At 68.8% G+C, this 24,201-nt stretch carries 24 protein-coding genes; 14 read left to right on the top strand and 10 right to left on the bottom strand.

The window, feature by feature from the left end; translation table 11 throughout:
* The first annotated feature begins 366 nt into the window (after positions 1-366).
* On the top strand, positions 367-564 hold the full coding sequence (locus tag HCC78_RS08170; RefSeq protein ID WP_172328257.1) for a hypothetical protein: 198 nt from the start codon (positions 367-369) through the stop codon (positions 562-564).
* A 116-nt stretch (positions 565-680) separates the two neighbouring features.
* Here the strand turns inward: HCC78_RS08170 and HCC78_RS08165 are convergent, their stop codons facing one another.
* The 8 genes from HCC78_RS08165 to HCC78_RS08130 all read right to left on the bottom strand — a co-directional run bounded on the left by HCC78_RS08165 (position 681) and on the right by HCC78_RS08130 (position 7,684).
* Positions 681-1,625, bottom strand: a complete 945-nt coding sequence (locus HCC78_RS08165; RefSeq protein ID WP_172328256.1) for a LysR family transcriptional regulator — start codon at positions 1,623-1,625, stop codon at positions 681-683.
* Positions 1,625-2,278: an aspartate/glutamate racemase family protein gene (locus HCC78_RS08160; protein ID WP_172328255.1), complete on the bottom strand. Its 654-nt coding sequence runs from the start codon at positions 2,276-2,278 to the stop codon at positions 1,625-1,627. Before HCC78_RS08160 ends, HCC78_RS08165 begins: the two co-directional genes overlap by 1 nt.
* The gene (gene hydA, locus HCC78_RS08155; protein ID WP_172328254.1) at positions 2,278-3,732 is read right to left on the bottom strand and encodes a dihydropyrimidinase; all 1,455 of its coding nucleotides are present in this window, start codon (positions 3,730-3,732) and stop codon (positions 2,278-2,280) included. Before hydA ends, HCC78_RS08160 begins: the two co-directional genes overlap by 1 nt.
* Before the next feature lie 17 nt (positions 3,733-3,749).
* Positions 3,750-4,676 (bottom strand): N-carbamoyl-D-amino-acid hydrolase, encoded by a 927-nt coding sequence (locus HCC78_RS08150; protein WP_172328253.1) that lies wholly within the window; start codon positions 4,674-4,676, stop codon positions 3,750-3,752.
* A 19-nt stretch (positions 4,677-4,695) separates the two neighbouring features.
* Positions 4,696-5,364 (bottom strand): amino acid ABC transporter permease, encoded by a 669-nt coding sequence (locus HCC78_RS08145; protein WP_172328252.1) that lies wholly within the window; start codon positions 5,362-5,364, stop codon positions 4,696-4,698.
* Position 5,365: 1 nt separating this feature from the next.
* The gene (locus tag HCC78_RS08140) at positions 5,366-6,034 is read right to left on the bottom strand and encodes an amino acid ABC transporter permease (protein WP_172328251.1); all 669 of its coding nucleotides are present in this window, start codon (positions 6,032-6,034) and stop codon (positions 5,366-5,368) included.
* On the bottom strand, positions 6,031-6,768 hold the full coding sequence (locus tag HCC78_RS08135) for an amino acid ABC transporter ATP-binding protein (protein WP_172328266.1): 738 nt from the start codon (positions 6,766-6,768) through the stop codon (positions 6,031-6,033). The genes HCC78_RS08140 and HCC78_RS08135 overlap by 4 nt, the downstream gene beginning before the upstream one ends.
* 82 nt (positions 6,769-6,850) lie before the next feature.
* Positions 6,851-7,684 carry a transporter substrate-binding domain-containing protein gene (locus HCC78_RS08130; RefSeq protein WP_172328250.1) on the bottom strand — a complete coding sequence of 278 codons (834 nt, stop codon included), beginning with the start codon at positions 7,682-7,684 and terminating at the stop codon, positions 6,851-6,853.
* Positions 7,685-8,930: 1,246 nt separating this feature from the next.
* On the opposite strand from HCC78_RS08130, the gene HCC78_RS08125 reads away from it, so the two are divergent.
* From HCC78_RS08125 to HCC78_RS08100, 6 genes are read left to right on the top strand one after another with little or no spacing between them, the layout of a single operon-like run.
* Positions 8,931-9,965, top strand: a complete 1,035-nt coding sequence (locus tag HCC78_RS08125) for an extracellular solute-binding protein (protein ID WP_172328249.1) — start codon at positions 8,931-8,933, stop codon at positions 9,963-9,965.
* Positions 9,966-9,975: 10 nt separating this feature from the next.
* Positions 9,976-10,830 carry an ABC transporter permease gene (locus HCC78_RS08120; RefSeq protein WP_172328248.1) on the top strand — a complete coding sequence of 285 codons (855 nt, stop codon included), beginning with the start codon at positions 9,976-9,978 and terminating at the stop codon, positions 10,828-10,830.
* Positions 10,827-11,612 carry an ABC transporter permease gene (locus HCC78_RS08115; protein ID WP_172328247.1) on the top strand — a complete coding sequence of 262 codons (786 nt, stop codon included), beginning with the start codon at positions 10,827-10,829 and terminating at the stop codon, positions 11,610-11,612. The genes HCC78_RS08120 and HCC78_RS08115 overlap by 4 nt, the downstream gene beginning before the upstream one ends.
* Positions 11,612-12,691, top strand: a complete 1,080-nt coding sequence (locus tag HCC78_RS08110; protein ID WP_253949098.1) for an ABC transporter ATP-binding protein — start codon at positions 11,612-11,614, stop codon at positions 12,689-12,691. Before HCC78_RS08115 ends, HCC78_RS08110 begins: the two co-directional genes overlap by 1 nt.
* Positions 12,688-13,455, top strand: coding sequence for a 5-formyltetrahydrofolate cyclo-ligase (locus HCC78_RS08105; RefSeq protein WP_172328246.1), 768 nt, complete (start codon positions 12,688-12,690; stop codon positions 13,453-13,455). The genes HCC78_RS08110 and HCC78_RS08105 overlap by 4 nt, the downstream gene beginning before the upstream one ends.
* A gap of 2 nt (positions 13,456-13,457) precedes the next feature.
* On the top strand, positions 13,458-14,411 hold the full coding sequence (locus HCC78_RS08100) for an isopenicillin N synthase family oxygenase (protein ID WP_172328245.1): 954 nt from the start codon (positions 13,458-13,460) through the stop codon (positions 14,409-14,411).
* A 27-nt stretch (positions 14,412-14,438) separates the two neighbouring features.
* Here the strand turns inward: HCC78_RS08100 and HCC78_RS08095 are convergent, their stop codons facing one another.
* Positions 14,439-15,515, bottom strand: a complete 1,077-nt coding sequence (locus tag HCC78_RS08095) for an ABC transporter ATP-binding protein (RefSeq protein WP_172328244.1) — start codon at positions 15,513-15,515, stop codon at positions 14,439-14,441.
* A gap of 121 nt (positions 15,516-15,636) precedes the next feature.
* Between HCC78_RS08095 and HCC78_RS08090 the strand changes: the two genes are divergently transcribed.
* From HCC78_RS08090 to HCC78_RS08060, 7 genes are all read left to right on the top strand, one after another.
* Positions 15,637-16,338, top strand: coding sequence for a GntR family transcriptional regulator (locus HCC78_RS08090; RefSeq protein ID WP_172328243.1), 702 nt, complete (start codon positions 15,637-15,639; stop codon positions 16,336-16,338).
* Entirely contained in the window at positions 16,335-17,243 is a 909-nt protein-coding gene (locus HCC78_RS08085) for an alpha/beta hydrolase fold domain-containing protein (RefSeq protein WP_172328242.1), read from the top strand. Before HCC78_RS08090 ends, HCC78_RS08085 begins: the two co-directional genes overlap by 4 nt.
* 29 nt (positions 17,244-17,272) lie before the next feature.
* Positions 17,273-18,484 (top strand): sugar ABC transporter substrate-binding protein, encoded by a 1,212-nt coding sequence (locus HCC78_RS08080; RefSeq protein ID WP_172328241.1) that lies wholly within the window; start codon positions 17,273-17,275, stop codon positions 18,482-18,484.
* 70 nt (positions 18,485-18,554) lie between these two features.
* Positions 18,555-19,484, top strand: a complete 930-nt coding sequence (locus HCC78_RS08075; protein WP_172328240.1) for a carbohydrate ABC transporter permease — start codon at positions 18,555-18,557, stop codon at positions 19,482-19,484.
* Complete coding sequence (locus HCC78_RS08070) at positions 19,484-20,317, top strand: carbohydrate ABC transporter permease (RefSeq protein WP_172328239.1); 834 nt, start codon at positions 19,484-19,486, stop codon at positions 20,315-20,317. The genes HCC78_RS08075 and HCC78_RS08070 overlap by 1 nt, the downstream gene beginning before the upstream one ends.
* 14 nt (positions 20,318-20,331) lie before the next feature.
* Positions 20,332-21,219, top strand: a complete 888-nt coding sequence (locus HCC78_RS08065; RefSeq protein WP_172328238.1) for a sugar phosphate isomerase/epimerase — start codon at positions 20,332-20,334, stop codon at positions 21,217-21,219.
* Complete coding sequence (locus tag HCC78_RS08060; RefSeq protein WP_172328237.1) at positions 21,216-22,211, top strand: Gfo/Idh/MocA family protein; 996 nt, start codon at positions 21,216-21,218, stop codon at positions 22,209-22,211. Before HCC78_RS08065 ends, HCC78_RS08060 begins: the two co-directional genes overlap by 4 nt.
* 48 nt (positions 22,212-22,259) lie before the next feature.
* Here the strand turns inward: HCC78_RS08060 and HCC78_RS08055 are convergent, their stop codons facing one another.
* Entirely contained in the window at positions 22,260-23,810 is a 1,551-nt protein-coding gene (locus tag HCC78_RS08055) for an amidase (protein WP_172328236.1), read from the bottom strand.
* Positions 23,811-24,201 lie beyond the last annotated feature (391 nt).

Genomic DNA, 24,201 nt, shown 5'->3' with positions numbered 1-24,201 from the left:
CATTCCTCAACTGCTCCACGGCACTCGGCATCCCGATGACGGTGGCCGCAGGATAGGTGTGCCCGGGGAAAGGGAGATTGCGCTCGCCAGCTGTTTTGCGCAACAGCGCCCTTCGCCGCCCTCGTCGCCACGGGCTTCTCCGCAACCGCCAATGGCGCCGACCAGCTGGCCCTCTCGCTGTGCGTCGGACCGGGCGTCTACAGCGCCGCGCAACTGGTGCAGCTGCGCGGCGCTCTCGAAGACGGCGACAGCCAGCGTGCCGGCTTCATCCCCGGCGGCGGCGGCACCGCGGACGCATCGGGCAGCCAGCTGGCCCTGAGCCTCGGTCTCTAGCCGGGCCGCTACTCTGCCGCCGAACTTGCCGCGTTGAAATCGGCGATCGAGCAGGGCGACCACGCGCGCGTCGCCTTCATCCTCGGCGGCGGCGGGACCGTTTCGCGCGGCGTGTCCGCCCCGGACGGCAACCGGCAGCTGGCCCGCGCGCTGGACCTCGAACCCGGGCAATACGATGCTGCGACGCTGGCCGCGCTCCATCTCGAGGCGACCGGCGGCGGCAGCCACTGATCCGGCCCGGCACCGGTTCCGCTGAAGCGCCCTCCGGGGCGCTTCCGCATGTCCGGCCGCCGCAGGACCGCGCCGCATGCGGGCCGGCCGGAGAACCGGGCGGAGTCTGCGCGCGGTCAGGCCGGGGGTGCGGGATCCGCTGCCAGCAGGTCCGCCCCGTCCACTGCGGCGCGCAGCTCCGCCATGAAGCTCAGCAAGAGCCCGGAATGCGGCACGCCGCGGCGGGTGTACATCACCGCGTTGATGTCGCAGGCCGGCAGGAAGGGGCGGCAGGCCAGGCCCTCGCCGCGATGGATCGAGGCGGAATAGGGATCGACCACGGTCACGCCGAGATTGCGCGCGGCAAGCGCGGTCGCCGTGGCGCAGTAGCGGACCTCGATCCTCGGCGCGTAGATGGCGCCGACGGAGGCGTAGGCAGCCCGGACGAGCTGGCCGAGATTGGAGGCGGCGTCGAGCCCGATCATCGGATAGGGCGCGAGATCGAGCGCGCTGACATGCGGCTTCGCGCCGAGCAGCCCGTCCTGCGGCACCAGCGCGACCATGTGGCTGCGCTGCAGGATGTCGCTGTTGAGCGCGGCATGGCGGCCGCGGTCGATGGCCAGCCCGATGTCCGCCTGGCCGGTCTGCACCGCGTCGCGGACCTGCTCCAGCCGCCGCACGTCGAAGGCGACGGAGACATCAGGCCTTGCATCGAGGAAATTCCGCAGCGCCACCGGTGCCACCGAATAGCCCAGCGGTGGCGTGGCGATGATCTTCAGCCGTCCCGCCATGCCCAGCTTCATGTCGCGCGCCCGCTGGGCGACGCCGCGCATCAGCCCGAAGACCGGGCGGATCTCGGCATGCAGTGCCTTGGCCTCGGCCGTGGGGACCAGCCGCCGGCCGGTGCGCTCGAACAGCGTCAGGCCCAGCTGGGTCTCCAGCTGCCGGATCCCGGCGGAGACGGCCGGCTGGGAGATGCGCAGCTGCTCGGCGGCTTCCACCGTGGTCGCGCAGCGCATCATGGCCGCGAAGATCTCCAGCAGCCGCAGCGAAACCTCGGGCAGGGCGTCGCCGCTGGCCATCACGGGGCTCCGGCGAGGCCGAGCGCCATGGCGGCAGCAGCCTGGACCGGGTCGATGACGGCAAGCCCGGCATCCTGTTCCAGCCGCGCGCGCACCGGCGCCATGCCTGCGCAGCCCAGAACGACGGCTCCGGCCCCTGCGTCTCCCAGCTCGCGGGCCAGCGCGACGCAGCGGTCATAGACTGCCGGGTCGCGGCCCGAGGCCTCGGCGGAGACGCCGGGCAGGGGCAGCTCGCCGGCCAGGCGGGACTCCACCCCCATGGCGCGGATGCGGATGCGGTGGCGCGCGACGGAAACCGGCGAGAGCGCGATGATGCCGAAGAGGTCGGAGCGCGCCATGGCTGTGAGGATGCCTGCCTCCTGGCAGCCGATCACCGGCTGCGGCACCAGCGAGCGCGCCAGGTCGAGCCCGGGATCGGAAAAGCAGCCGATGACGAAGGCCGCGGCATCGGGACGGGCCTGCGCCAGCGCGGCAACGCCGAGGCCCGCGCGCGCCACGTCCTCGTTGGTCAGGATCGTCGCCGGGCTGCCGGGCAGGTCCGTCACCTCGAAGCCCGCGCCCGCGGCCGGGGACAGATGCGCGATGGCCTCGCGGATGCCCTCCGTCACCGCGGCGGAGGAATTCGGGTTCACGATCAGGACCGGCCCCCGCATCAGCGCAGCTCCGCGCCGAAATTCTGGGCCGGGTCGAACTCCTTGGCCTGCCAGCCGCCGCGGCCGCGCAGGTCGACAGGCTTTCGCGCGACAAACCGGCCCTGTCCTTCGGCGGCCTTCAGTTCCCCATGCGCGACGATGGTCTCGCCGCGGGTCATGACAATCTCCGGCACGCCGGTCAGCTCCAGGCCCTCAAACGGGGTGTAGTCCATGTTGTCATGCTGGTCGGCCAGCGTGACCTTGCGGCGGGTCTCCGGGTTCCAGATGGCAATGTCCGCATCCATGCCGGGCGCGATCCGGCCCTTGCGGTCGCAGCCGAAGGTCTTCGCCGCATTTGTCGAGGACAGCGCCACGAACTGTTCCAGCGTGATCCGCCCCTTCGCGACGCCTTCCGAGAACAGCCAGGGCAGCCGGGCGGCGATGCCGGGCATGCCGTTGGCGATCTTCGGATAGGGCACGTCGAAGCCGTTGAGGAACTTGCCCGACTGGTCGGCGCGGTAGGGTGCGTGGTCCGAGCTGACGCTCTCGAAGGTGCCCGACGCGATATGGCGCCAGAGCGCGTCCTGCGTGGCATGGTCCCGCAAGGGGGGCGAGCAGATGTATCTAGCGCCTTCCATCCCCGGGCGGTCGAGGTCGTCGCGGGTCAGTGCCAGGTATTGCGGGCAGGTCTCGGCATAGAGCTTTGCGCCCGCCAGCTTCTCGCGCTGGACAATGGCGGCGCCGCCGGCGGTGGAGACATGGACGATGAAGAGCGGTGCATCGACGAGCTTCGCCAGCTGGATCGCGCGGTTGATCGCCTCTTCCTCGGCCAGCTCGGGCCGCGAGATCGCATGGTATTTCGGCGCGGTCAGCCCCTTTGCGGCGAGCTGGCGGTTCATCCATTTGACCATGTCGTTGTTCTCGGCATGGACCATGGTGACCGCGCCGTGTTCGCGCGCGACCGTCAGGATGTCGAGCATGCCGCCGTCGCCCAAGTTCATCAGGTCATAGGTCATGAAGACCTTGTAGGACGTGATGCCCGAGGCGAAGGCGCGGGGCAGCTGGTCCTCCAGCACCTCGGGCTGCGGATCCGAGATGATCAGGTGCCAGGAATAGTCGATCACCGAGCGCGCGGCCCGCGCGCCATAGGTGGCGATCACCTCGTCGACCGATTGGCCGCGATGCTGGGCGGCGAAGGGGATGAAGGACGAATTGCCGCCGAAGGCTGCCGAGACCGACCCCGTGAGGTAGTCGTCGGCAGTCATGACGCCGGAGGAGCTTTCCTGCGCGATATGGGCATGCGCCTCGATGCCGCCGGGCATGACGATCCGCCCGCCCGCATCGATCCGCCTGCCGCCGCCCGGCAGCCGCTCGGCCACGGCGGCGATGCGCCCGTCCTTGATGCCGATATCGCCCTCGTAGATCTCCGAGGCGGTCGCGATCGTGCCGCCATGGATGACGGTGTCGAAGTCCATCTGTCCGTTCCCCTGTGTCAGACGTCGATCTGGACGCCGGTGCGCTCGCAGATCAAGCCGTAATGCTCGGTCCGGCGGTGGGCGGCGAAGTTGAAGACGGTCGATTTGCCGAAGGCGCATTTGGCGAAATCGGCTTCGTGCGTGATCAGCTCGTCGCCTTCGCCTTCCGCCCGGGCAACCACGAAACCGTCGGGATCGACGATGATCGATCCCGCGAACATGTGGTTGCCGTCCTCCAGCCCGCATTTGGCGACGGCCACGGCATAGGTGGAATTCTGGTAGGCCCCGGCGCAGACCGACAGCTCGTGATGGTAGACCCGCCGCTCGATGCCTTCCTCGGCCGAGAGGTTGTTCTGCGAAGGAGTGTTGTAGCCGATGGTGACCAGCTCGACGCCCTGCAGCCCCATCACCCGCCAGCTTTCCGGCCAGCGGCGGTCGTTGCAGATCGACATGCCCATGATGACGCCCTGGCTGCGCACCACGTTGAAGCCGGTATCGCCGGGCAGGAAATAGCGCTTTTCCAGATGCTGGTGGGTGCGCTCGGGCTCGTATTCGGAATGGCCGGGCAGGTGGGTCTTGCGGTATTTCAGGATGATCTCGCCCTCGGGCGAGACGATCACCGAGGTGTTGAAATGCTGTCCTTCCGGCGTCAGCTCGCAATAGCCGAAGGTGAAGCCCATGCCGTAGTCGCGCGCCCGGTCGAAGAGCGGCTGCGTCGCGGCATTGGGCATCTGGGTCTCGAACCAATGGTCGAACTCGGCGCGGTCCTCCACGTAGAAGCGCGGGAAGAAGGTGGTCAGCGTCATCTCGGGATAGGCGAGATACTTGACGCCCTTCCCATGCGCCTCATCCATGAGGGCAATCATCCGGGCGACGACCTCTTCGCGGGTCTCGTCCTTCTGGATGCCGCCGATCTGGGCGCCGCCGATGATCATCTTGGACATGGGTCTTTCCTTTCGGGGATCAGTGCGCCGCGAGGCCGCGCTGGTAGCGCGAGATCAGCCGGACCAGAGGCCAGAGGATCGCGAGATAGATCAGCGCGGCAAGCACGAGCGGCGAGGAATTGTAGGTGACGGAGCGGGCCATGTTGGCCGAATACAGGAGCTCGGCCAGCGAGACGACGGAGGCCAGCGAAGTGAGCTTCACCACTTCGACGGTGTTCGACAGCAGGTCGGGCAGCACGTTGCGCACTGCCTGCGGCAGGATCACGTGGACCATCGCCTGCGCCTGGCTCAGCCCGGTGGCGCGGGCGGCTTCGGCCTGGCCCTTCGCCACGGACTGGATGCCCGCGCGGAAGACCTCGGCGTAATAGGCCGAGTTGTTGAGGAAGAAGGCCACGACAACGGCGGCGAAGGGCGTCAGGTCTAGCCCGGCGAAGGGCAGGCCGGAGAAGACGAAGACCAGCAGCACCAGCGGCGGGATCGCGCGGAACAGGTCGATGAAGGCGATGGCGGGCCATTTCAGCCAGGCCCTGGGCGACAGCGCGCCGAGCGACAGCATCAGCCCGCCCGCCAGCCCCAGCCCGATCACCGCGGCGCAGAGCTTGGCGGTGATGCCGAGGCCCTTCAGCAGGAGCGGCCAGGATTTCGCCATGATCTCGGCATTCAGGAAGAGGTCGATGAAGTCGCCCATGTCACACCGCCCAGGAATAGCGCCGCTCGAGCAGCCGCGAGAGCAGCACGGCAGGCAGGAAGATCGCCAGATAGGCCAGCGCGGCCATGGTCAGCGGCGTGGCGGAGCCGGAAAAGCTCTGCGCCGAGGAAGAGACCGAGAGGATTTCCTTCACCCCGATCACCGAGCCGAGCGCGGTCATCTTGGTGATGGCGAGCGCGCGGTTGACGAGCGGCGGGATGCCGAGGCGGATGGCCTGCGGCAGCGCGATCTCGAAGAGCGTGCGCGCGAAGCTGAGGCCGGTGGCGCGTCCTGCTTCCCACTGGCCCTTCGGCACCGCGGTGAGGCCGGCCCAGAAGATTTCCTCCGCGAAGGCGGCCAGCACGCCTGACAGGACCAGGATCAGTACGGCAGGTCCCGAGAGGCTGATGCCGAGGCCCGGCAAGCCGAAATAGAAGATCAGGATCACCACGAGCGGCGGCAGCGCCCGGCCGATATCCGCGAAGGCGACGATGGGCAGGGTCAGGTACCAGCGCCCGAGGCTGCGCAGGCAGGCCAGCGCCAGCCCCAGGGACAGGCCGAGGACGAGGATCACCGCGCTCAGCCACAGCGTCGTGACGATGGCCGAGAGCAGATCCGGCAGGTACTTCGCCATCACCGCGCCGTTGAAGAATGTCTCGAGGAACCTCATTCTTCTGCCTTCGACACGCGGGCGAGGAAGCTCTTCAGCCGGTCGGATTGCGGGTTGCCGAAGATCGCCTCGGGCGGACCGGCCTCGACCACCACGCCGCCATCCATGAAGACCACGCGGTCGGCGGCCTCGCGGGCGAAGCCCATCTCGTGGCTGACGACCAGCATGGTCATGCCCTCGTCGCGCAGCTGCCGCATCACCTTCAGCACCGAGCCCACGAGTTCGGGGTCAAGCGCCGAGGTCGGCTCGTCGAAGAGCATCACCTTGGGATCGAGCGCCAGCGCGCGGGCGATGGCGACCCGCTGCTGCTGGCCGCCCGACAGCTCGGACGGCATGGCATCGGCCTTGTGGGCCAGTCCGACATGGCTGAGCATCTCCATGGCGCGGGCCTTGGCCTCCGCCTTCGGCCGCTTCAGCGCGCGCAGCTGCGCCAGCATCACATTGTCCAGAACGCTTTTGTGCGGGTAGAGGTGGAAGCCCTGGAAGACCATGCCGATCTTCAGCCGCATCCGGTCGAGCGCGGCGCCGCGGCAGTCGGTGACATGTTCGCCGTCCAGCAGGATCGTGCCCGCGCTCGGCTCCTCCAGCCGGTTGCAGCAGCGCAGCATGGTCGACTTGCCCGAGCCCGAGGGACCGATCACGAAGACCAGCTCGCCAGGCTGCACCCGCAGGTCGATGGATTTCAGCACCTCGGTATCGCCGAAGCGCTTTTCCAGGCGGTTGATCTCCAGCATCGGTCGCTGGTGCACGGGGGAGGGAGCGGTCATCTCGGGTCCTTTGTGGCCGGGCGGGACGGATCCCGCCCGGAATGGCGCATCAGAAGTCGCAGGTGACCTCGTGGGGAGTGTCCTCGTAGCCGTCGAAGCCCGGCGTGCCATAGCCGGGCGTGGGCGTGACGATGGTCGTGCCCTCGGCGGGGGTGACGCCGAACCACTTCTCGGACAGGCCGGCCAGCGTGCCGTTCGACTTCAGGCATTCCAGCACCGCGTCGATCTTGTCGCGGGTGGCGGTGTCGTCCTTGCGGAAGGGGAAGGCCCAGACCAGGCCGGTCGGGTATTCGTAGCTCAGGTCGATGCGCGGGTTCTGCTTGGCGGCCCAGGCCGAGGCGGTGGCGCCTGCCAGGTTGGCATCGGCGCGGCCGGTCGCGACGGCTTCGACCGCGTCGGTATTGGTGCCGTAGGAAACCACGGTCCAGCCGTATTCGCCGGCGCGCTCGTTCAGGAAGCTTTCGTAGACCGAGCCCTTGTTGACCGCGATGGTCTTGCCCTTGAACGCGTCGAGCCCGTCCATGGCCGGGCTTCCCGCGGGCACGGTGAAGGCGAAGTTGGTATCCATGAAGCCTTCGGAGAAGAGCAGGTTCGCCGAGCGCTCCGCGGTCACCGTGGTGGGCGCGACGAGAAAGTCGTAGGTGCCGGCCTGCAGCGCCGGGATCAGGCCGGAGAACTGCGCCGCGACGACTTCCATGTCGACGCCGAGCGCCTCGCCGATGGCGGCGGCCAGGTCGACATTGAAGCCCTCGACGCCGCCGGAGAGGCTGGGCATCGCGTGCGGCGCGAAGGTTCCGTCTAGCGCCACCTTGTAGCCATCGGCCTGGGCGGCAAGGGGAAGGGCGGCGGCAAGCGCCAGGGGCAGGATGCGGGACGGCGTCATGAGGGGCTCCATGTTGGTACACGTTTCTTGGCATCTTCGGATGCTTGCAGGGTCCAGAAGCCCGCGTGCCCGCAGCGAGGCAAAAGAATTCTGCCTTATAATGGAACTAGAATTATAATCCTAAGTTATATAATTCAGCTCTGTCGTAGGTACCTTGCGGGTGGGGACAGGACTGGGACACGGGCTCCAACTGATTGACAAAAAAAGAGGAATTCTGAAATCGGACTATGGCGCTTGGGGGCGGACCGGCCGCTGTTGCCGTCCGCCGCGGCACATTCCAGCCCGGCCGGCGAAGGCGGCCGATGTGCGCCAGTTAGGCAGAATGGAAACTCGGGCCTCTGCGGCACAGGCCGGCACGAGGGTTCGGGCAGGCCGAGTCGCCCCATGGCCCGCAGGGTCGGCCAAACGGGTCCGGCAAGCCGGAAGGGCGCCCGTGGTGGCCCCGGGACAGGGCCGAATGCGGTCCGGAAGGATCTCCGTGCAGGGGGGAGGTCGGGCCGGATCGCCAGGGGTTTCCCTGTCCACGGGCACCGGAACTGCCGGGCGCCGGAATCGATGCGGTGCCTCCGGCCGATCGGAGAAGGCGGCTGCCGCCGGTCCGCGCCATCGCCTGTCGGACGCGTCTTGATGGGACCTTCGCAGGAAAGGATGTTCGGCACCCAGCGCGGCACTCGGCGCGCGGCGACATTTGGATTGCCGGCCCGCAATGCCATGCGGATGGCGACGCGCGGTGCATCAAGGGCGCGCCCAAGGCGATGTCGGCCAAGGTTGGCAGGCGGATGCACTGCCCGGCTGCGCCATCTCGACGGGTTCCGCCCTGCCTTCCGCAGGCCGGTTCATGCGGGACATCACTGCCTTGTCGGGGCTGTCCGCGGCCATTCGCGACAACATGGCCGCCTCGGAGATGTTCCTGCGCGGGGCCCCCCCAAGGTCGGCACGATTTCCGGCAGCAGGTCGGGGAAAGCGGGAATTGGCGAGCGGGAATCCCATGCCGGAGGTGGCGGCGGGTCAGGTGCTGCGCGCCCGCGCGGCCCTGCGCCGGAGGCTTGCCGGACCCCGGGGGATGCCACGGATGGACCAATTTCCCGTCTGACGCGGTTTTGGCCGATGAATATTTCACCGCTGAGCCATAGGTGCGGAAAAACATGTTGCAAGGAACTTCCAAGCCGCCATCCGACAGGACAGCGTGGCGGCGAGAGCGCGGGCTGTCCGGGTCCGTGCCATTCGATTATCGGGAGATTACAGCGTGTTCGGATCGAGGACTTTCATCAGGGCGACCCTTGCTGCAGGGGCCGTCATCGCGGCCGGGGCCGCCGGAGCGCAGGATTATTCCGGGAAGACGCTGGTCGTCGGCACCTGGGGCGGCGACATCGAGCGGCTGCTGAAGGAACATGCCGCGAAACCCCTGGAGGAGAAGACCGGCGCAAAGGTCGAATTCCTGCTCGGCGGCTCGGGCGACCGGATGTCGAAGCTCTATGCCGAGCGCCAGAACCCGACCATGGATGTCACCTTCCAGAACATCTACGAGGCGCCGCAGCTGCTGGCCGACGGGCTGGTCGTGCCGCCCGATCCCGACAGCCAGATGTACAAGGATGTCTGGGACGGCATGAACGAGGGCTGCTATGCCATGTCGCTGGTCGGCCTGGGCATTGCCTATTCGAAGGAGCTGGTCTCCGAACCGCCGGAATGGGCCGACATGTGGAAGCCGGAATACAAGGGCATGATCGGCATGGCGCCCTATCCCAGCTCCGAAGGCGACGGGCTTCTGGGCGTCGCGGCGCGGCTCGAGGGCACGGACGAACATGACCCGGATGCGGCCTTTGCCAAGGTGTCCGAGCTCGGCGCGCCTGCGCTGGTCTATACCAGCCTCGACGAGGTCTTCGCGCTGATGGAGGCCGGCGAGGTCGCCATGGCGCCGATGATCTCGGGCTATGTCCTGGCCGGTCTCAAGGAATTCCCCGGCATCGGCTTCAGCTTCCCGACCGACCCCGGCCCGGTGCTGATCCGCGACATGGTCTGCCAGGTGGCGAAGAGCCCGAATCCGGAACTGGCGGAGATGTTCATCGAGTATGCGCTCTCGCCCGAGACCCAGAAAGCCTATGCCGAGGAGATCTATTTCGGCCCGACCAATTCGACGGTGGAGCTGAGCGAGGCCGCGGCGGCCGACACGATCAACTCGCCCGAAGAGGTGGCGAGCCTGCTGCAGCTCGACTGGCCCTGGCTGATCGAGCAGCGCTCCGACTGGACCGAGCGCTGGAACAAGGAAATCCTCGCGCAGTAGGGACGCCGCAATGCTTGCCGCGAAGAGCGCCAGAGGCCTTGTCGCTCCGGCCGTCATCCTGACGGCCGGCGTTTTCCTTGCGCCCTTCCTGCTGCTTCTGGCGATGAGCCTGTGGTCGCAGCCGCCGGGGTCGCTGATGCTCGACGTCACGCCGACGGGCGAAAACTACCGGCGGATCACCACCGACGCCTACTACATGGGCGGGCTCGCGCGGACGATCTGGCTCAGCCTCGCCACAACCGCCATCTGCGCGGTGCTGTCCCTGCCGCTGGCCTGGTGGATCGTGCGCCGCGCGGGGCGGTTTCGCGGGCTGATCCTCGCCGTCGTGCTGATCCCGATGGTCTGCGGCGCGCTGCTGCCGACGCTGGGGATCGTCAACTTGATCGGCCCCTTGGGCGTGCTCAACGGCACGCTGAAGAGCCTCGGCCTGATCGAGCGGTCCTGGAAGCTGCTCGGCACGCAGGCGGGCATCCTGATCGGGCTGGTCCATGCCTTCCTGCCGCTGATGGTGCTGCCCCTGGTGGCGTCGATGGACCGGCTGCCCCGCGACGCCGAAGGCGCCGCCATGTCGCTGGGCGCACGGCGCCGGGCGGTCTGGACGCGGATCATCCTGCCGCTCTGCGCGCCCGGCCTGCTGGCGGGATCGGCGCTGGTCTTCTGCGCTACGCTGACCGCCTTTGTCACCCCGCTGATCCTCGGCCAGGGCAAGATCCCGACCTTCGCCACCATGGCCTACCAGCAGGCTTCGCTGGTGCTTGACTGGCCCTTCGCTTCGGCGCTCGCGGTCGTCATGCTGGCGATCCTGGCCGCCATCGGCGCGCTCGGCTGGGCGGTCCGGCAGGCGCTGCCCGGAGCCGCGCGATGAAGCTCTCCGCGGTTCTCTGGGCGCTGCTGACCGGCGCCGTCCTGCTCTTCCTTCTCGCCCCGGTGGCCGTGCTGATCTTCTCCGCCTTCGACGACGGCAAGTTCTTCCGGTTCCCGCCGCGCGGGCTGTCGCTGCGCTGGTTCGGGGCGGCGCTGGAGAGCCCGGAATACCGCAGCGCGCTGATCAACAGCACGATCATCGCCTGCGTCTCGACCGCGATCTCGGTCACTGCCGGGCTGATGGCGGCGACGGGCCTGTCGCGGGGCGGGCTGAAAAGCCGGGCGCTGGTCGAGCTGCTGCTGCTCGCGCCGCTGACCCTGCCGCTGGTGGTCTGGGCGATCGCGCTGCTGCAGATCTACGCTAGGCTCGGGATCAGCGGCACGTTCGGCGGGCTGGTGCTGGCCCATGCCGTCATCACCCTGCCGCTCTCGGTGCGCATCCTGCTGGCGACGCTGGCTGGCATCGACCCGCAGATGGAGGAGGCCGCCCGCAGCCTCGGCGCGCGGCCCCTGCGCGCCTTCCTGCGCACGACCTTTCCGCTGGCGCTGCCCGGCGTGCTGACGGCGGCGGTGTTCTCCTTCCTCGTCTCGTTCAACGATGTCGTGGTGACGACCTTCATCGCGGGAGCGCGCTGGATGACCTTCCCGGTGCGGATGTATTCGCAGCTGCGCGGCCAGGGGGTCGACCCGATCACCCTTGCCATCGGCGCGATGATCGTCGCCCTGATCCTCGCCGCGGTGATCGCGGGCGAGCTGAAATTCAAGTGGTCCCGCCGGCTATGATGTCCCCCCATGTCCTGATTGACGGCATCGCCAAGTCCTATGGCGGTGCTCCTGCGCTCCGCGGTGCGACCATCGAGATCGGCGAGGGCGAGTTCGCCGCCCTGCTCGGCCCCTCGGGCTGCGGGAAATCCACGCTGCTGCGCATCCTCTCGGGGCTGCTGGAGCCGGACCGCGGCCGCATCCTGCTGGGCGGCGAGGACATCACCCGGCTCCCGGCATGGGACCGCGACATCGGCCTCGTCTTCCAGAACTACGCGCTCTTCCCCCACATGACCGTGGCGCAGAACGTGGGCTTCGGGCTGGAGATGCGGCGGCTGTCGCGCGGCGAGACCCGGACCCGCGTCGTCGATGCGCTGGCCGCCGTCGGCCTGGCCGGGCTCGACCGGCGGCGTCCCTCGGAGCTGTCCGGCGGCCAGCAGCAGCGCGTCGCCATCGCGCGGGCCATCGCCATCCGGCCGCGGCTCCTGCTGCTCGACGAACCGCTCTCCAATCTCGACGCGGTGCTGCGCAGTTCGGTCCGCTCCGAGCTGCGCGAGCTGCATGACCGCACCGGCATCACCACGGTCATGGTCACCCATGACCAGTCCGAGGCGCTGTCGATCGCCGACCGGGTGATCCTGATGAAGGATGGCAGCGTCGTGCAGGCCGGGACGCCGAAGGAAATCTACGGCAGGCCCGCCACGGCCTTCGCGGCCAGCTTCGTCGGCAACCCGCCCGCGGCGCTGTTTCCGCTGCCGTCGGCTGCCGCCGCCGGGGCAGCAGGCTGGCAGCCGCCGCCCCTCCTCCGCGACGCGATCCGGCGCGGCGGCGTCACCATGGCGCTGCGCCCCGAGGATCTGGTCCTGGGCGCAGGCCCGGCCTGCCTGCCGGCCAAGCTCCGGCGCATCGAATTCCAGGGGGCCGACCAGCTGGCCCTGGCCGAGGCCTTCGGCCAGCCGCTGGCCGTCCGGCTCGGCCGCGGCGAGACGGTGGCGGGTCCGCAGATCCGCATCGCCCTGCCGGAGCGCCCCCTGCTCTACGACACCGCCACGGGCGATCCCGTGGCCATCGAACAGCTTGCAGAAGAGGAACAGCCATGAGCGAGCAGAGCGAACTCTGGGCCAGGCGCAGCCCGGCAAAACAGGTCGTCCGCGACCGCATCTGGGCCGCGCTCGAAGAGTCCGGCGTCGCCGTCGGACCGGCCCGCAACAACATCCCGAATTTTGCCGGGGCCGACACCGCGGCCTTCCGCATGGTGCAGACCGATGCCTGGAAAGCCGCCAGAAACGTCAAGTGCAACCCCGACCCGCCGCAGATCCCGCTGCGCCTGCGCGCGCTCTACGAGGGCAAGGTGCTCTACTGCCCGGTCCCGGCGCTGACCCGGGACTTCCCCTATCTGGAGATCGACCCGGCGGAGCTGGAGAAGAAGGGCGTCAGCTTCGAACTGGCCGCGACCTCGGAAGGCTACATGCAGCATGGCCGCCGGCTCGGCTTCGAGGACGTGCCCGGCTTGGATTTCTGCATCGTCGGCTCGGTGGCAGTGACGCGGTCGGGCGGGCGGATCGGCAAGGGGGCCGGTTTCGCCGATCTCGAGACCGGGATTTTCCGCGAACTCGGCACCATCCGCCCGGATACGCCGATGGTCACGCTGGTGCATTCCACCCAGGTCGTGGACGAGGACCAGATGACGATGATGGCGCATGACAGCCCTCTCGACATGTTCGCCACCGAGGCCGAGCTGGTCGTCACCGGCAACGCCGCCCCGCGGCCGAAGGGGGTCGACTGGGAGCAGGTCCAGCCCGACCAGTTCCGCGACATCCCCTTCCTGGCCGCCCTGCGCGACCGCATGGTCGCCGGAGCGTGACGATGGCACAGACAGCGCTCCCCGTCATCGACGTCTCCGGCCTCGCCTCCCCGGATGCCGCCACCCGCAAGGCAGTAGCCGGCGAAATCGGCCGCGCCTGCGTCGAACACGGCTTCTTCTACGTCTCGGGCCACGGCATCCCCGAAGAGGTGATCCAGGGCGGGGTCGGCGCTGCGCGCCGCTTCTTCGCGCAGCCGCTGGAGAAGCGGCTGGAGATCCGCGCGGGCGCGACCAACCGCGGCTACACCCCGCTGCGGGAATCCGAGCACGAGGAAGGCAAGCCGGACGTCAACGAAGGCTTCGAACTGGGCTTTCCGGTGCCGCCGGAGGACCCGGATTTCGACGGATCGAACCCGGTGCGGGCGCCGAACCGCTGGCCCGATCTGGACGGCTTCCGCGAGCCGGTGGAGGCGCATTACTTCGCCGTCTTCGACCTGGGCATGCGGCTGCTGCGCGGCTTCGCGCTGCATTTCGGCCTGCCCGAGGACTACTTCTCCGGCACCTTCACCCGCCCGGTCGCCGACATGCGGCTGGCGCATTACCCGCCGCAGGACGGCGAGGGGGTGGAGTTCGGCACGTTCGACCACACCGACCACGGCGTCATCACCATCCTGTGGCAGGACAACAATGGCGGGCTGGAAGTGCAGGCGGCTTCGGGCAGCTGGATGCCCGCGCCGCCCGTCCCCGGCACTTTCGTGGTCAATATCGGCGATCTGCTGTCGCACTGGACCAACGGGCGGTTCCGCTCGACGCTGCACCGGGTGATCAACCGCCCCGGCGTCGACCGCCATTCGATCCCGTTCTTCTTCAACCCGGATTTCGACACGGACGTGAACCCGGCCGAGATCCCCGGCATCGCCGATGGCACGCCGGTCCTGCCGCCGGTGGTGTCCGGCCCCTACCTGATCGGCCGCTTCTCGGATTACCGCCACTCCTGGAAGGAGGACGCTGTCTGACTTCCGCGCCGGGACCTGGGCGGGGGCTCAGGCCGCCTCCAGCCTCCGGCCGGTCTCGCTGTCGAAATAATGCAGGTCGGCGGTGTCGTAGCCCAGCGGGATCTCCTGGTTGCGCTGCAGCGCAACGTCCGGGGCCAGCCGCGCGGTCAGCTCCTGCCCGCCGAACCGGCAGATCGCCAGCGTGTCCGACCCCAGCGGCTCGCAGACATCCACCACCGGGCTCAGCCGCACGGCACCGGGCGCGGCGGGGAGCAGGTGCTCGGGCCGGATGCCGACATCGAGCCGCGCCCCGTCCCGTGCGGCAACCTCGCCGAGATCGAGCGCCAGGTTGCCGACCCGCAGCCGCGGGGACGGTCCGCTGCGGTCGAGCGTGCCGGGGAAGATGTTCATCTGCGGCGAGCCGATGAACTCGCCGACGAAGCGGCAGTTCGGACGGTTGTAGAGCTCCATCGGCGGGCCCTCCTGCACCAGCCGCCCGCCGCGCAGCACCACGACGCGGTCGGCGAGCGTCATCGCCTCGGTCTGGTCATGGGTGACATAGACCGTGGTCGTTCCCAGCATCGCGTGAAGCCGCTTGATCTGGGTGCGCATCTCCACCCGCAGCTTGGCATCGAGGTTGGACAGCGGCTCGTCGAACAGGAAGACCGATGGTTCGCGCACGATCGCGCGGCCCATGGCGACGCGCTGGCGCTGGCCGCCCGACAGCTGGCCGGGCTTGCGGTCGAGATAGTCGCCGATCTGCAGGATCGCCGCGGCCTCTTCGACCCTGGGGGCGATTTCCGCGGGCTTGCGGCCGCGCATCTTCAGCCCGAAGCCGATATTCTCGCGCACCGTCATGTGCGGGTAGAGCGCGTAGTCCTGGAACACCATCGCCACGTCGCGGTGCTTGGGCTCGACCTCGTTGACCACCCTGCCGCCGATCTTCAGCGTGCCGCCCGAGATCGCCTCCAGCCCGGCGATCATCCGCAGCATCGTCGACTTGCCGCAGCCCGAGGGGCCGACGAAGGCCACGAATTCGCCATCCTGCACCGAAAGGTCGATGCCGTGGATCGCCCGGTGCGCCCCGTAATCCTTCACGATCCCGTCCAGACGGATATCGGCCATGGGTTCTCCTCCCTGCTGCCCGCGGAAATTTGGGCTTGCATTATCGATAATGATGACGTTATCGATATTGATAATGGAAAACAAGCCCGCATCGGGCGGCCCTGGGAGGATCATCCGGCAGATGGCCGTGGAAAGCTTCAGCACGTCCCCGCTGGCCGATTTCGTGCCGCGCCAGTCGAGCCGCAGGAGCCATGCGGTCTTCGTGGCACTGCAACGCGAGATCGTGCTGGGCAGCCTCGCGCCGGGCCTGGCGCTGACCGAGCTGGACCTCGCGCAGCGCTTCGGCTGCAGCCAGGGCACGGTGCGCGAAGCGCTGATGCAGCTCAACGAGGAGGGGCTGGTCAAGCGGCTGCCGAACCGCGGCACGCATGTCGCGCCCTGCCATGCCGCGGATGCCCGCGCGCTGCTGCAGCTGCGCCGCGAGATCGAGTGCCGCCACCTTGACCGGGTCGCGGAACGCAGCGACGCCCGGCTTATGTCCGACCTGCACGGCCATCTCAACGCGATGCGCAACGCGGCGCGCGACGATGACGAATACCTGCTGTCGGTGCAGGACCGGGCCTTCCACGCGCGGCTGTTCGAGGCGGCGGAGCTGCCGCTGGTCTCGCCGATCCTGACCCGGTGCCTGATCCATGCGCACCGCTACAAGATCCTGAACTCGCAGCCGAACCGTGCGCTGGAGGAGACCGCCGAACGGCATGTGCCGATCCTGGCGGCGCTGGAGGCCCGGGATGTCGAACGGCTGCAGGCGCTTCTGGCGCACCATATTGCGACCATCGTCGATTTCGGGCCCGACCTGACCGGCGGGGAGGAGACGGAATGAGCGGCCCCACCGACAGCATGCAGGCGGTGCTGGACCGCCTGGCGGCGGAGGATGCCGGGCTTGGCGATCCGACGCTGCTCGACCCGCAATCCGGGCGGGCGCTGGCGGCGCTGGCCAACCTGCGCTGGAATGCCGATCTGCCCGGGGTGGCAGAGGCGCGCACCGTGATGCATGCCGACCTGCCCGCGCGGCTGGTCGTGCCGGAAAATGACGGCGGCGCGGAGGCGATCCTGCATGTCCATGGCGGCGGCTGGGCCTTCTGCTCGGCGGCGACCCATGAGGGCGCGGCGCGGCGGCTGGCCATTGCCTGCGGCTGTCCGGTGCTGACGGTTGAGTACCGGCTGGCCCCCGAGCATCCGTTTCCGGCCGGGCTTGACGATGTGCTGGCCGCCTGGGAAGCGCGCGATCCGGCGCGGCGCTGGAGCATCGCCGGGGACAGCGCCGGGGCGAACCTGGCGCTGGCGGCGCTGCTGCGGCTGGCGGGGCAGGGGGCTGATCTGCCCGCGATGGGCCTCTTGTTCTACGGTGTCTTCGGCGCGGACTTCGCGACGCCGAGCTACATCGCGCATGAATTCGGCCCGGGCCTGACCCGGGCCAAGATGCAGCGCTATTGGGACTGGTACGCGCCCGAGGCGGCGCGCGCCGACCCCGAGGTGGCACCGCTGGCGGCAACGGATGCGGCGCTGACCGCGCTGCCGCCCCTGTACCTGAACGCGGCCGGGCTCGACCCGCTGCGGTCGGAAACCGAAGCCCTGGCAGGGCGGCTTGCCGCGCTGGGGCGCAGCGACCGGTTCGATCTCGTGGAGGGGGTCGTTCACGGCTTCATGCAGATGGGCAGCGCCCTGCCGGAGGCGCGGGACGCCTTCGCCGCGGCCGGGGAGGCCTTTGCACGCAAACCCGCTTGAGGAGGCGGGACAAACAGGGAGGAGGACACATGAAACTCGCAAGGATCGGGGCAGCTTCGGCGCTGGCCCTCGCCGCCGGGCTGGCGCATGCCGACAGCACGGTTCATTTCTGGTACCATTTCGACAATGCCGACAACCCGATGGACGCGCTGGTCGAGGAATTCGAGGCGGCCAATCCGGGCATCGCGGTCGAGGCCGAGAACGTGCCCTGGAACAGCTACTACGACCAGCTCTACACCGCGATCATCGGCGGCAACGCCCCCGACGCGGCGATGGTCAAGATGTTCGCCCAGCCGCGGCTGGTGGAGATGGGCGCGCTGGAGCCGATCGACGAGCAGCTCGCGTCCTGGGAGGGCACGGACGGGCTGCAGGACAACCTGCTGGAGCTGACCAAGGCGGCGGATGGCAGCCACTACTACCTGCCGGTGCAGTATGTCGTGCTCTATCTCTACTATCGCGCCGACATGTTCGAGGAACTCGGGCTCGAGGTGCCGCAGACCTGCGACGGCTTCCGCGCGGCGGCCAAGGCGCTGACCCGCGACACGGACGGCGACGGCCAGACCGATGTCTACGGCTTCGGCTTCCGCGGCGCCAAGGGCGGCCATGACCACTGGGCCAGCTTCACGCTGGGCCGCGACGGCGTCAGCCTCGAAAACGGGCTGAACAGCGAGGCCGGCATCGCGGGCACGCAATTCGTCGCCGACCTGTTCCGCGAGGACAAGGTGTTCCCGCCCTCCGCGCCGAATGACGGCTTCCAGGAGATCATCGGCGCCTTCAAGGCCGGCAAGACCGCGATGACCATCCACCATATCGGATCGGCCAACGGCATGGTCGAGGCGCTCGGCGACAAGGTTTCGGCCGCGCCGGTGCCGGAATGCGGCGGCGGGCGCTGGACCGCCTTCGGCGACGAGAGCACCGCGGTGCTGTCCTCCGCGTCGGACAAGGAGGCCGCGTGGAAGTGGATCTCCTTCCTCTCCTCCGCGGGCAACAATGCGCGGTTCAACGAGGCGACCGGCCAGCTGCCGGTGGTCAAGGCTGACAGCGAAAGCTGGTCGATGCATCCGCAGCGCTTCGTCGAGGCCACGGTCGACAGCCTGCCCTTCGCGCATCTGCTGCCGAACAGCTCGGCCACGGCGGATTTCGTCAACACCGTCTGGCCGACCGCCATGCAGCGCGTGCTGACCGGCGACATCACCGCGGCGGAGATGAACGAAGAGATCACCGCGCTCTTCGACGACTGATCCTGTCCGCCGGGGCGCCCGCCGCCCCGGCCCGCCCGCATCCCCCGATTTCCCCGAAGCGATCCGGACCATGACCGACGCAACCATGACCCATGCCCAGACCCCAGGCGGCAGCCTGCCGCGCCGTTCTCTGTCGCGCCGGGTGCTGCCCTATGCGATGCTGTCCCCGGCCGTGCTCGTCACGCTGGCGATCGTGTTCCTGCCGATGATCCAGACCGCCTGGATGAGCCTGCATGACTACGTGCTCTTCCGCCCCAACGATTTCGAGTGGGTCGGGCTGCAGAACTTCCGCACGGCGCTGGCCGACGAGGTGTTCTGGATCTCGCTCGGCCATACCGTGATCTGGATGGCGGCAACGATCCCGGCGCAGCTTCTGCTCGGGCTCGCCACCGCGATGCTGCTGAACCAGCATTTCCCCTGGCGGCCTCTGGCCCGCGCGCTGATCATCATTCCCTGGGCGCTGCCTTCGGTGGTGATCGCGCTGATGTGGGTCTGGATCTACGACAGCAACTACGGCGTCGCCAACGAGTTCCTGCTGCGCCTCGGCCTGATCCGCCAGGCGATCCCGTGGCTCGCCGATCCCGACACCGCGCTCGGCGCGATCATCCTGACGCTGACCTGGCAGGGCTTTCCCTTCTTCGCGGTGATGATCCTCGCCGGCCTGCAGTCGATCCCGAAAAGCTATTACGAAGCCGCCTCTATCGACGGCGCCTCCGCCTGGCGGCAGTTCTGGCACATCACGCTCCCGGGGATCTCCGGCGTGATGATGACTGCCGTGCTGCTGCGGCTGATCTGGGTGGCTAACAGCTTCGACGTGATCTTCGTGATGACCGGCGGCGGGCCCGGCTACGCGACCTACACGCTGCCGCTCTATGCCTTCGTCAAGGCGCGCACCAACCTGGATTTCGGCTACGGCTCGGCCATCGCCGTCCTCTTCACCATGCTCCTGATGGTCGTCGTCGTGATCTACCTGCGCCGCACCGGAAAGGCGGTGGAGTGATGGCATTGCGCAGGCCCTCCACGCTCCGCCGCATCCTGACCGTCGACCTGCCCATGGCGGCGATCCTCACCTTCACGCTGGGACCGTACCTGTGGATGTTCCTGACCTCGGTCAGCAACGAGGACACGCTCTTCACCGAGGGGCCGTCGCTGGCCGGCGCGAGCGTCGCAAACTATGTCCGTCTGTTCGAGACGGTCGGCTTCGGCTCGAACCTGATGGACAGCCTGATCGTCTCGGCGGGGACGGTCGCGGTGGGGCTCTCGCTCAGCGTGACGGCGGCCTATGCCTTCTCGCGCTTCAACTTCCCGGGCAAGCGCCTGCTGATGCTGCAGTTCCTGCTGATCAACATGTTCCCGCTGGTCCTGCTGATCCTGCCGCTCTTCGTGCTCTTCCGGGTGCTGGGGCTTCTGGACACTCACGCGGCGCTGATCATCGCCAATTCGACCGTCGCCATCCCGTTCTCGATCTGGATGATGGTCAGCTACATGAACGGCATCCCGCGCTCGCTCGACGAGGCGGCGATGACGGACGGATGCACGCGGCTGCAGGCGCTGGTGCGCGTCGTGCTGCCGCTCTGCCTGCCGGGGATCATCGCCACCGGCATCTACATCTTCATCACCTCCTGGAACGAGTATCTCTACGCGCTGACCCTGGGCGGCCGCAACGTGCGCACGATCACCGTCGCCGTGCAGACCCTGATCGGCGAATACGAGGTGCAATGGGGCCTGCTGACTGCGGGCGGCATCACCGGCGCGCTGCCGGCCACGCTCCTGTTCCTGCTGGTGCAGAAACGCCTGATCTCCGGCCTGACCCAGGGCGCGGTGAAGGGCTGAGAAAGGACGAGGACTTGGACAATCCCATCGGCATCATCTCCATGCAGTTCATCCGGCCGTTCCGCGGCACCGACCTGCACTATTTCGCCAAGGCGGCAGAGCTCGGCTTCGACTTCGTCGAGCTCCTGGTGCCCGAACCCGAGGACGAGCTGCCCCTTGCTGCGGCGCGCAAGGCGGCGGAGGAGGCAGGCATCTTCCTCGTGCTGGCCGCACGGGTGAACGTGCAGCGCTCCATCGCCTCCGACGACGAGACAGCGCGCAAGGGCGGGCTCGACTACCTGCGCCACTGCGCCGATGTCGCCTCGGAACTCGAATGCCCCATCGTCGGCGGCCCGCTCTATGGCGAGCCCATGGTCTTTGCCGGACGGCCGCCGGTGCCGCGCTCGGATGCCGAGATCGCCGAGCGCGCCATGCGCACCATCGAGGGGCTGGCCGCGGTCGCCCCGCATGCCCGCGCCCGGGGAGTGACACTGGCGGTCGAGGCGCTGAACCGGTTCGAGACCGATATCCTCTCGACCACGCGTCAGGCGGTGGAGCTGGTCGATGCCGTCGGCGATGCCGGGGTGAAGCTGATGCTCGACACCTTCCACATGAACATGGAGGACCGCTCGATCCCCGATGCGATCCGCCTTGCGGGTGACCGGATCGTGCATTTCCAGGCCAACGAGAACCATCGCGGCCATCCCGGCACCGGGCATCTCGACTGGACCGCGATCATGCGCGCGCTGGCGCAGGTGGACTATCGCGGGCCGATCTCGCTGGAGCCGTTCCGCCGCGCCGATGACCGCATCGCGCTGCCCATCGCGCATTGGCGCGCGCCGCGCGAAGACGAAAGCGCCAAGCTCCGCGCCGGGCTCGGCGTGATCCGCAATGCCCTGACCCTCGCCGAGGTGGACCAATGATCAATATCGGCTGGATCGGCTGCGGCCGTCACGCCCGCCAGATGCTGCTGCCGCAGCTCGGCCGCAACGGCATCCGCATCGCTGCGCTCTGCGACCGCGATCCCGAGATGCTGGCCCGCACCGCGGCGGAATACGGCGTCACGGCGCTCTGTTCGGATTTCCGCGAGCTGATCGCCACGCCCGGGCTCGATGCCATCGGCATGGCGGTGGGGCCGGATCTGCACCGCGCCGCGACCATCGCCGCGCTGGAGAAGGGCCTGCCGGTCTTCATGGAGAAGCCGCCCGCCGCCGATGCGGAGGGCGCGCGCGAAGTGGCGGCCGCGGCGGAGCGCGCGGGCAAGCCGGTGATCGTCGGCTTCATGAAGCGCTATTCCACCGGCAACCGGATCGCGAAGAACGTGCTCGGCGGTGGCAGCTTCGGCCCCGTGCTGGGCATCACCGGCGCCTACATGACGGCGCCCACCTATTTCGCGGGCGAGCCGGATTACACGGGCTTCTACCTGCATCACTGCGTGCATTACATGGACCTGATCCCGTGGTTTGCGGGCGGCGATTTCGGCGATATGACGGTGCGCAGCGCCTCGCCCGCGCCGGGCAAGCTGCTGATCCACCTGAACTTCACCACCGCAGAGGGGGTGATCGGCAATGTGGTGATGGGCACGGTGCAGTCGCGCGGCACGCCGATGGAGGAGATCCGCATCATGGGCGACCATGCGCGGCTCCATGTCGACAACATCATCGACGTGGCGCTCTACCGCGATCCGCCCTTCAAGGCGGAGGACCCGGGCGCAACGCTCGATCCGGCCTGCGACACGCTGAGCTGGCGGCCGAACTTCACCGCGGCGGCCAATGAGGATCACAAGGGCTATGCCGCGCTTCTTGCCGATGTGGCGGCGGTGTTCCGCGGCGAGGCGCGGCCGGTGCCGGACATTGCCGATGGCGTCCGGGCGATGGAACGGCTCGAGCGCATGATCGCGCAGATCGGCGCCTGACCGCGCGGGAGGTCCGGTGCCCCCGGACCTCCCGGCCAGTCCGCTCCGTCAGACTGCCGGGCGGCGGTGGCGGGTCGCCTGCTCATAGGCATGGGCGCACTTGATCAACCCGTCCTCGCTCCATTGCAGCCCGAGGAAGATCAGCTCGAAGGGCGCGCCGGAGGCATAGTAGCCCGCGGGCACGGTTACCCCGGGAATGCCCGCGATGTTCAGCTCGCCCACTGTGGTCTCGAGGATCGCGTCGCCCGAATGCAGCCCCGGCAGCTCGCGCAGCATCTGCGGATAGCACAGCGCGTCGAGCGCGTGGCGCTCGAACACCTCGCCGAGCAGCTCCAGATAGCGGGCCTTCAGCGCGGTGAATTCCGGCAGCGCCGGCGGCGTCTCGGGCGATTTCATCGCTTCGACGAAATCCGGCAGCTCGTTGAGATAGCCGAGGATCGCGCCCGGAGCGAAGGGGTCCTCGGATTTCGTGGCCTCGACGAATTCCGCCCAGGTCCGGATCGCGGCATCCGGGCCGAGGCGGCGCAGATAGCAGGTCACGTCATAGGCGATGGATTCCAGCCCGCGACCGTCGAAGAACGGCGTGCCCGGCGTCACCTGCCGCAGCGTCGCGAACTCGGTCCCGGCAAAGGGATCCTCGACGAGGATGGCACCGGCGGCCTCGAGCTCGGCTTTCGCCCGCGCGTAGAGCGCCGCCGCCTCGTCCGACAGCGCATCCGGCCGCCAGCCGGGGCCGTAGAGCCCGATCCGCTTGCCCTTCAGCCCGTCCGCCGAGAGCCCCGCCGCATAGCCGCCCGCCGGGATCCGCCCGATCGAGGCCAGCGTCTTCGGATCCTCGGTGGTGAAGCCCGCCAGCACGTCGAGGCAGAGCGCCGCATCCTCGACCGTGCGCGCGATCGGCCCGACGACGTCGCGGTTGCCCGACAGCGGCACGACCCCGGCATTCGGCACCAGCCCGATGGTCGGCTTGATGCCGACGAGATCCTGCGCCGAGGCCGGGTTCTGGATCGAGCCGCCGGTTTCCTCGGCGAGGCCCACCACGGCCATATGCGTGGCGACCGCGGCAGCCGTCCCGGCGCTGGAGCCGCCCGGGGCGCGGTCCTCGATGGCCGGGTTGATCGTCGGCCCGGCCCAGCTGTCATTGGCATGGGTGCCGGTCCAGCTGAGGATCGGCACATTGGTCTTGCCGAGGATCACCGCATCGGCGGCGCGCATCCGCGCCACGACCGGGCTGTCGCGCTCGGGCATCAGGTCGACCCCGCCAGAGGCGGCATGCAGCAGCCGCCAGCCCGCGGTGGAGGGAAAGCCTTTCATGTCCATCGGGTCCTTGACCACGACCGGCACGCCCGCCAGCGGGCCGAGCGGCTCGCCCGCGGCGCGGCGGCGGTCGATCTCGCGCGCAGTGTCCAGCGCCTCGGGGTTCTCGAAGATGATGGCGTTGTACCTGCCGTTCAGCGCCGCGACCTGGGCCAGCGCGGCTTCGGCCAGGGCGAGGGCGGTGAAGCGGCCCGAGGCCAGGCCCTCGCGGATCGCGGGAATGGTCAGCGTGCCCAGCATCTCGGGCGTGATGGCTGCGGTCTGGTCGAGCGTGTCGCTCATCTCGGGGGTCCTTTCCCGGCGCCGGGCATGGCGCCGCCGGTGCCGCCGGAGCGGGCTCCGCGGCAGGTCAGTGAAGATGTTGGCCGCAGGCAGGCAAGGCCCCGGAACGGGACGCGGCGCATGGATCTGCGGCGGGGAATGGGGGTGCTGACAGCGCTGTCAGGGGGCTTGGCGCCCGGGATGCCGCATCGCGGGATGCGGGCCTCCGGTGGCCCGGGACAGCTGCCCAGGGGACCGGAACGGTGCCGATCCTGCGCCGCGTCCCGGGGCCGGTCAAGATCGAAAATGAAAATGCCGCCCTGCAGCGAAGGGATTTGACATTGCCGTCCGCTTCGCCTTTCCTGCCGCCCGAAGAACCTTGAGCAGGGCGGCTCTCTTCCGGTCATCGGCG

This window comes from Mangrovicoccus sp. HB161399 (assembly GCF_013184745.1).
In the GTDB taxonomy this organism is placed as follows: domain Bacteria; phylum Pseudomonadota; class Alphaproteobacteria; order Rhodobacterales; family Rhodobacteraceae; genus Mangrovicoccus.
The sequence above is the reverse complement of the archived record's forward strand: the minus strand, read 5'-3'. Positions and strand labels throughout refer to the sequence as shown.

Coding starts and splice junctions, on each gene's coding strand:
- HCC78_RS08100 (WP_172328245.1), top strand. CDS start 13,458: ATGGCACAGACAGCGCTCCCCGTCATCGACGTCTCCGGCCTCGCCTCC.
- HCC78_RS08095 (WP_172328244.1), bottom strand. CDS start 15,515: ATGGCCGATATCCGTCTGGACGGGATCGTGAAGGATTACGGGGCGCAC.
- HCC78_RS08160 (WP_172328255.1), bottom strand. CDS start 2,278: ATGCGGGGGCCGGTCCTGATCGTGAACCCGAATTCCTCCGCCGCGGTG.
- HCC78_RS08110 (WP_253949098.1), top strand. CDS start 11,612: ATGTCCCCCCATGTCCTGATTGACGGCATCGCCAAGTCCTATGGCGGT.
- HCC78_RS08140 (WP_172328251.1), bottom strand. CDS start 6,034: ATGAGGTTCCTCGAGACATTCTTCAACGGCGCGGTGATGGCGAAGTAC.
- HCC78_RS08120 (WP_172328248.1), top strand. CDS start 9,976: ATGCTTGCCGCGAAGAGCGCCAGAGGCCTTGTCGCTCCGGCCGTCATC.
- HCC78_RS08080 (WP_172328241.1), top strand. CDS start 17,273: ATGAAACTCGCAAGGATCGGGGCAGCTTCGGCGCTGGCCCTCGCCGCC.
- HCC78_RS08130 (WP_172328250.1), bottom strand. CDS start 7,684: ATGACGCCGTCCCGCATCCTGCCCCTGGCGCTTGCCGCCGCCCTTCCC.
- HCC78_RS08165 (WP_172328256.1), bottom strand. CDS start 1,625: ATGGCCAGCGGCGACGCCCTGCCCGAGGTTTCGCTGCGGCTGCTGGAG.
- HCC78_RS08145 (WP_172328252.1), bottom strand. CDS start 5,364: ATGGGCGACTTCATCGACCTCTTCCTGAATGCCGAGATCATGGCGAAA.
- hydA (WP_172328254.1), bottom strand. CDS start 3,732: ATGGACTTCGACACCGTCATCCATGGCGGCACGATCGCGACCGCCTCG.
- HCC78_RS08150 (WP_172328253.1), bottom strand. CDS start 4,676: ATGTCCAAGATGATCATCGGCGGCGCCCAGATCGGCGGCATCCAGAAG.
- HCC78_RS08075 (WP_172328240.1), top strand. CDS start 18,555: ATGACCGACGCAACCATGACCCATGCCCAGACCCCAGGCGGCAGCCTG.
- HCC78_RS08085 (WP_172328242.1), top strand. CDS start 16,335: ATGAGCGGCCCCACCGACAGCATGCAGGCGGTGCTGGACCGCCTGGCG.
- HCC78_RS08055 (WP_172328236.1), bottom strand. CDS start 23,810: ATGAGCGACACGCTCGACCAGACCGCAGCCATCACGCCCGAGATGCTG.
- HCC78_RS08090 (WP_172328243.1), top strand. CDS start 15,637: ATGGCCGTGGAAAGCTTCAGCACGTCCCCGCTGGCCGATTTCGTGCCG.
- HCC78_RS08115 (WP_172328247.1), top strand. CDS start 10,827: ATGAAGCTCTCCGCGGTTCTCTGGGCGCTGCTGACCGGCGCCGTCCTG.
- HCC78_RS08105 (WP_172328246.1), top strand. CDS start 12,688: ATGAGCGAGCAGAGCGAACTCTGGGCCAGGCGCAGCCCGGCAAAACAG.
- HCC78_RS08060 (WP_172328237.1), top strand. CDS start 21,216: ATGATCAATATCGGCTGGATCGGCTGCGGCCGTCACGCCCGCCAGATG.
- HCC78_RS08135 (WP_172328266.1), bottom strand. CDS start 6,768: ATGCTGGAGATCAACCGCCTGGAAAAGCGCTTCGGCGATACCGAGGTG.
- HCC78_RS08070 (WP_172328239.1), top strand. CDS start 19,484: ATGGCATTGCGCAGGCCCTCCACGCTCCGCCGCATCCTGACCGTCGAC.